At 73.5% G+C, this 6,373-nt stretch carries 7 protein-coding genes; 3 read left to right on the forward strand and 4 right to left on the reverse strand.

The annotated features are described in order from the left end of the window. Window positions 1-822: DnaJ C-terminal domain-containing protein (locus tag ACJA3G_RS27060; RefSeq protein ID WP_406555658.1), on the forward strand; the 822-nt coding region annotated here is incomplete at its 5' end. A gap of 1 nt (window position 823) precedes the next feature. Then, complete coding sequence (locus ACJA3G_RS27065) at window positions 824-1,270, forward strand: heat shock protein transcriptional repressor HspR (RefSeq protein ID WP_406555659.1); 447 nt, start codon at window positions 824-826, stop codon at window positions 1,268-1,270. A 102-nt stretch (window positions 1,271-1,372) separates the two neighbouring features. Here the strand turns inward: ACJA3G_RS27065 and ACJA3G_RS27070 are convergent, their stop codons facing one another. Both ACJA3G_RS27070 and ACJA3G_RS27075 read right to left on the reverse strand, forming a co-directional pair. Then, window positions 1,373-1,630 (reverse strand): hypothetical protein, encoded by a 258-nt coding sequence (locus ACJA3G_RS27070; protein ID WP_406555660.1) that lies wholly within the window; start codon window positions 1,628-1,630, stop codon window positions 1,373-1,375. 25 nt (window positions 1,631-1,655) lie between these two features. Continuing rightward, the gene (locus ACJA3G_RS27075; protein ID WP_406555661.1) at window positions 1,656-2,096 is read right to left on the reverse strand and encodes a hypothetical protein; all 441 of its coding nucleotides are present in this window, start codon (window positions 2,094-2,096) and stop codon (window positions 1,656-1,658) included. Between the two features lie 117 nt (window positions 2,097-2,213). Between ACJA3G_RS27075 and ACJA3G_RS27080 the strand changes: the two genes are divergently transcribed. Then, the gene (locus ACJA3G_RS27080) at window positions 2,214-3,101 is read left to right on the forward strand and encodes a sigma-70 family RNA polymerase sigma factor (RefSeq protein WP_406555662.1); all 888 of its coding nucleotides are present in this window, start codon (window positions 2,214-2,216) and stop codon (window positions 3,099-3,101) included. 73 nt (window positions 3,102-3,174) lie between these two features. Here the strand turns inward: ACJA3G_RS27080 and ACJA3G_RS27085 are convergent, their stop codons facing one another. Beyond that, complete coding sequence (locus ACJA3G_RS27085; RefSeq protein WP_406555663.1) at window positions 3,175-4,446, reverse strand: lactonase family protein; 1,272 nt, start codon at window positions 4,444-4,446, stop codon at window positions 3,175-3,177. A gap of 61 nt (window positions 4,447-4,507) precedes the next feature. After that, window positions 4,508-5,938 carry a hypothetical protein gene (locus tag ACJA3G_RS27090; protein ID WP_406555664.1) on the reverse strand — a complete coding sequence of 477 codons (1,431 nt, stop codon included), beginning with the start codon at window positions 5,936-5,938 and terminating at the stop codon, window positions 4,508-4,510. Window positions 5,939-6,373: the final 435 nt, after the last annotated feature.

Consider the following 6,373-nt stretch of genomic DNA (forward strand, 5'->3'; position numbering starts at 1 on the left):
GTGTTCGGCGGGCTCTTCAACCGGGGCACCGCCGGTCCGGGCACCCGGGGCACCCAGCCGCGCCGCGGCCAGGACCTGGAGTCCGAGGTGACGCTCAGCTTCACCGAGGCGGTCGACGGGGCCACGGTCCCGATCCGGCTCTCCAGCCAGGCCCCCTGCAAGGCCTGTTCGGGCACCGGCGACAAGAACGGCACGCCCCGGGTGTGCCCGACGTGCGTCGGCACCGGCCAGGTCTCGCGCGGCACCGGCGGCGGCTTCTCGCTGACCGACCCGTGCGTGGACTGCAAGGGCCGCGGTCTGATCGCGGAGAACCCGTGCGAGGTGTGCAAGGGCAGCGGCCGTGCCAAGTCCTCGCGGACCATGCAGGTCAGGATTCCGGCGGGCGTCTTCGACGGCCAGCGGATCCGGCTGCGCGGCAAGGGCGCGGCGGGCGAGCGCGGTGGTCCCGCGGGCGACCTCTATGTGGTCGTCCATGTGGACAGCCACCCCGTCTTCGGCCGCAGGGACGACAACCTCACCGTCACCGTGCCGGTCTCCTTCGTGGAGGCGGCGCTCGGCGGCGAGGTGAAGGTGCCCACCCTGGGCGGGCCCCCGGTCACCCTGAAGCTGCCCGCGGGCACCCCCAACGGCCGTACGATGCGGGCCCGTGGCAAGGGCGCGGTCCGCAAGGACGGCTCGCGCGGGGACCTGCTGGTCACCGTGGAGGTCATGGTGCCCAAGGACCTCGACGACAAGGCACGCGAGGCCCTGGAGGCGTTCCGCGAGGCGACCGCGGACGACGATCCGCGGGCAGAACTGTTCCAGGCCGCGAAGGGAGCATGAGATGGACGGCCGACGACGCAATCCGTTCGAACTGACCGATGAATCGCCGGTGTACGTCATCTCGGTCGCCGCTCAGCTCTCCGGGCTGCACCCGCAGACCCTGCGCCAGTACGACCGCCTCGGCCTGGTCTCGCCCGACCGCACGGCCGGGCGCGGCCGGCGCTACTCGGCCCGCGACATCGAACTGCTCCGTACCGTCCAGCAGTTGTCGCAGGACGAGGGCATCAACCTGGCCGGTATCAAGCGCATCATCGAGCTGGAGAACCAGGTGGCCGCGCTCCAGCAGCGCGTCGCCGAGCTCTCGGCGGCGGTGGACGGCGCGGCGGCGGCGATGCGGCAGCGCGAGGCCCAGGTCCACGCGTCGTACCGGCGCGATCTGGTGCCGTACCAGGACGTGCAGCCGACCGGCGCGCTGGTGGTCTGGCGCCCCAAGAGACCGACGGACTGACCGCGCCCGACGGACCGGCCAGATCCACCGGCCAGATTCACCGGCCATGTCCGCCGACCGCGGCCCGCCGAGTGCGGGCCGCGCGCGGTTCCCGGCGCCGGCTCACCGGCCGGCGCCCTGCCACAGACTCACCGCCAGCGCGGCGGCCGATGTCAGCGCCGCGAGCGACGGCAGCGGCCAGCGCCCGCGTTCCAGCGCCTCAAGGCGCTTGTCGTGTTCTCCCAGGGTCTTGTCGGTCTGGTCGGCGCGCTGGAGCAGCAGCGCCAGATCGCCCCGGGTGGTGGCGAACCCGACCTCCACCGCGCGCCGCAGCCGCTCCAGTTCGATCGCGACTCCTTCGGCCTGGCCGCTGGTCACCATGACGGCTCCTTCGGTAGATGGCGGATCAGGACCGACAGACGGCGGGAGGAGAGCCGCCCGCGGTGCCAGTCCAGGAGGTCCACGCCGTAATGGCGCAGGAGCGCGGCTTCCAGCGCCTCGGCGTTGTCCTCCACGTACACGCCGAGGCGCAGCCTTCCCCCAGGCCGAGCCCGGTGTCGCGGCCCCAGGACGCGAGGACCGCCCCGGCGTCGTGCGGCGAGGGGCGGTGGCGGCGCAGCCGTGCGGACTGGGCCTCGCCGAGGAGGAGTCCGAGCGAGGCGGCGAGGTCGTCGCCGCCGAGCGCGCGCAGTGCGCGCGCCGTCGCGCGGGTGAGTTCGCGGGGCAGCTCGAAGAGCTCGCCGCCCAGCTCGAAGGCCCAGGAACGGCCGTGCGCCTCCAGACGCTGGGCGCGGGCCGCGTCGACCCGGGGGGCGCCGGGTGCGGGTGTGGCGGGTGGTACGGCCATGGGGCCTCCATCAAATGGCCTGTTCCGTAACGAGGTTGAGCGCCGGATCGCCGTACCCGCGGGGCGGGTCAGCGGATACAGTCGGTGTCACCTCTACGGGTGAGGCAGGGGAACAACGTGACCGTGAACGTGGACGAGGGCGAACGGCTGGCCGAGCGGTTCGAGGCCAACCGCACCCACTTGCGGGCCGTCGCCTACCGGATACTCGGCAACCTCAACGAGGCGGACGACGCCGTCCAGGAGGCCTGGCTCCGCCTCAGCCGCAGCGATGTGGCGTGCGTGAAGAACCTCGGCGGCTGGCTCACCACCGTCGTGGGCCGGGTCTGCCTGGACATGCTGCGCTCCCGCGACTCCCGGCGCGAGCTGCTGTACGACGAGCCCGTGCCGGTGCACACGCGCGGGCACGAGGAGCCGGGCGACCCGGAGCACGAGGTGCTGCTCGTGGACTCGGTGGGCCTGGCGATGCTGGTCGTCCTGAACACGCTGGCGCCGGCCGAGCGGATCGCCTTCGTCCTGCACGACATGTTCATGGTGCCCTTCGACGAGATCGCCCCGGTGGTGGGCCGTTCCACGGTCGCCACCCGCCAGCTCGCCAGCCGGGCCCGGCGCCGGGTGCAGGAGTCCGCACCGGTGCCGGACGCGGATCTGGCGCGCCAGCGGGAGGTCGTCGACGCCTTCTTCGCCGCCTCGCGCGCCGGGGACTTCGACGCGCTGCTCGACCTGCTCGACCCGGACGTGGTGGTCCGGGCCGACCGGGCGACCGTGGAGGTGGGCGCGATGGGCGAGGTCCGGGGCGCGATGGCGGTGGCCGGCACGTTCAAGGGCCGCGCCCAGACCGCCCAACTCGCCCTGGTGGACGGCGCCGTGGGCGCTGTCTGGGTGCCCGGGGGCGAGCTCAAGGTGGTCATCGGCTTCACCCTGGCCGAGGGCCGGATCACCGAGATCACGCTGCGGGCGGACCCGGACCGGCTGCGCCGGCTGGACCTGGCGGTCCTGGCGGCGTAGGAGGTCCGGGCCGGGCCCACGGCCGGCGTTCGCGGGACGGCCGTGGGCCCGGCGGACCGGGGGGGCCGGTGGGTCAGAAGGCGACGATCCCCTCCGATCCCGGCGCCAGCCCGCCCGCACTGGGCGCGAGCACGCCGGGGCTGACCACCCGCGGCGGGTCGTCGGCCACGCCGAAGCCCTTGAGCGTCGTCAGCCCGCCGCTCGCCTCGACGCGGTAGGCGCTGATCGTCATCCTGTCGCAGTACGGCGTCCCCTCCACGTAGGTGGGGAGCCGGGGGTCGGCGATCTTCTCGTCGATCCCGGCGGTCAGCACGTACAGGTACAGGCCGTCGTCGGTGATGGCCATGTCCTGGGTCGCGTGCGAGTTCTTGCTGACGGCGAGGTGGCCGTCGGCCGGGAAGAGCGTGATCTCGCCCTGTTCGTTGATACGGAAGCCGCCGATCGAACCGCTCTGGGCGTTCGCCACGTACACCACACCCGGGTCCAGGACGCTGTTCGCCGTCCAGCAGGTGGTGAGTTCGGTGGTGGTCACCGACGCGCTGATCACCTGGAGGGTGCCGTCGCGGTCGACGTGGTACGTGGACATGGAGCCCAGGAAGCCCGGGGCGCCGATGATCTCGGTCACCATCAGCACGTCGCCGTGGAAGGTGGCGGTGAACGGGGCCAGGCCCGCGGACTGGTTGCGCACCGGCTCGCCCACGCGGCCGTAGGCGTCGACGGGGAAGACGTCGATGATGTTCGTCTGCCGCTCGGTGACGATCAGCTGGGTGCCGTCCGGCGTGAACTGGATCTGCGAGGGGCCCGCCGCCGCCCCGCCGATCAGCGCCCGGCGGGAGCCGTCGACGGGGGTGAGGGTGCCGTCGTCGCCGACGCGGAAGCCGGAGACCGACCCGTCGGTGGCGTTCACGGCGAACAGGAGGTTGCCGTGCACGGCCACGCTCACCGGACGGACTCCGCCGGTGGCGACCCGGCTGACCAGCCGCAGCCGCTCGCCCTCGACGGCGAGCGAGGAGACCTCGTTGCTGCCGGAGTCGACGCCGAACAGGAACCGCCGGTCCTCCGAGGCGATCAGCGAGCCCTGCGAGACCAGCGGGTCGGAGGTGTCCTCCAGGTCGTAGCTGCGGCCGACGCCGAGGCCGCCGGTCGGGTAGGTGCCCTTGCGGGTCAGGTTGCCGTAGACGTCACGGGCGAAGACCGTCACCGAGTTGCCGGTCTCCTGGTTGCTCATCACATAGACGAAGCCGCCGCGCCGCGCCGGGGGCGGGGGCGGGTTGTCGCCGGGGTGGCCGGAGCCGGACTCGGTCACGGCGTCGGTCGCCGCGTCGGAGGTGTCGTCGGTCCTCACGGGGGACTCCTTCTGGGTATGCGGCCTGCGACCGCGGGTCAGCTTCACGGGCGTACGGGCCCTAGGCCGCGGGGCCGGCCGCGCGGGAGGCGCGCAGGCCGTGGGCGGCGATGTCGTTCGCGATGTCGAGGCCGAGCCGGACGCCGCCGATGTTGAGGCTCAGGTCCATGTCGCCGGAGGCGTTCGGGACCCAGCCGTCGTAGTTCCAGTGCACGCCGAGGAAGACCCGGCTGAGGCTGTTCTCGCGGATCATGTCCCAGAGCCCGCCGGGGAAGGTGCGGACCACCCGGGTCCGGGCGATCCCGTTGGTGTCGGTGGTCGTGCCGTTCAGCTCGTCGGAGACGAACTCCAGCCCGGCGGCCAGGTTGTCCGGCCCGTACGAGCCGTGGCGGTAGAACTGCCGCACCGACTGGAAGGCCGCCGCGCCGAAGGTGGCGTGGCCCGAGGGGTAGGACGGGAAGTTCGGTGTCCGGTTGACCCTGCCACCGGGGTTGTTGCTGTTGGGCGCGCCCAGCGGCAGCCACTCGGGGTCGGCGTCCGCGCTCAGCGCCGCGCGGCCGGTGCCGGCCGGGCCCGAGGAGGGGTCGTGCTCGCGGATGCCGACGACCGGGCGCCACAGGTCGTAGACGTACTTGTCGGTCCAGGCGAGGATGCCCGCGTCCGCCATGGCCGCGTTGAGCAGGGCGAACAGCCGGGCGTTCTGGGCCGTGTCGTTCCGCTGCGCCTCGGCGACCTTGCGGACGATCATGTTGTAGGAGCGGGGCGGTGTGCCCAGGCCGATGACTCCGTCGTACGCCCAGAACATGCCGATGGCCGTCTCCTGCGGGGTGCGCCGGTCGGTCCGCAGGTCCTCGGGCAGCGCGCCGATGAGATGCGTCGCGATGCCCTTGGCGCGCACCTGGCGCAGCGCCGTCTCGTACCGGGGGCTGCCCGGCTGCGGCGGGGCGTCCAGGTGGTGGCGGGTGGTGGCCGCGAAGAGGTGGGAGCGGGCGCCGTAGTGGGCGGCGTAGACGCTCTGGCCGGGGTCGACCGGGTCAGGGCGGTGGTGGCCGCGGTCGGTGGAGTAGACGTAGCCGTCGTCGCCGAGGCCGGGGTCGCCGCCGCGCAGCGACAGGAGCACCCGGGCGACCCGCAGGCCGAAGGCGTGGCCGGTGCCGGTGCCCGGTCCGGCCGGGAGGCCGGCGGCCCGGTGCTGGGCGTTGAAGTACTCCTTCTGCGTCGGGTAGAGGGCGCTGAGCGTGGCGTGCGCGGCGGCGGCGACGGCCGCGTCGGAGGAGGCGCCGGCCGGGGCCTCGGGCAGCGAGTCGCCGAGGTAGCAGTCGTGGCCGGGGTGGATGGCGAAGTAGGCGTCGTGCATGGCGAGATGGGTCAGTGCCAGCGCCCGCGAGGCGCCGCACGGGCCCCGGGTGCCGGCCTCGGCGGGGGCGCCCGTGGTGTGGGTGGTGCGGTCGGCCTCCAGGGCCACCGCGTTCCAGAACAGGATCTGGTCCACGAGGGGACTCCTTTCACGGTGGTGTGCCGCATGGCATGGCCGTGGCGCCCGGCTCCTGAGCGGAGGGGGCGTGGAAGACGGCCGGAGCAGCACGAAGCGGCAGACCCGTCGCCCCGGATGTGGGCGCGGTTCTGCCGCTGCTCCAAGTGTGATCCGGGGTGCCCGATCGCGCAACAGGCCTGCTCAGGGCGGTGGTTGGCGCGTGCGCGGGAACAGCGGAAGGGCCCCACCCGGGGTGCGGGTGGGGCCCTTCTGGGAGCGGGTCACGGGGCGCGGGAGCAGGTCCGGCTAGCGGCGCGGGATCTCGGCGCGGTGTACGGAACGCTCCGCGGCGAACACGTCCTCCAGCCGGTAGAGCAGTCTGCGCCCCTGCCTGCCCGCGGACCGCAGATGGCCCAGCTGGACCCACTTGCGCAGGGTCGCGGGCGAGACGGC

The organism is Streptomyces sp. YS-3 (assembly GCF_045257485.1).
Taxonomy (GTDB): Bacteria; Actinomycetota; Actinomycetes; order Streptomycetales; family Streptomycetaceae; genus Streptomyces.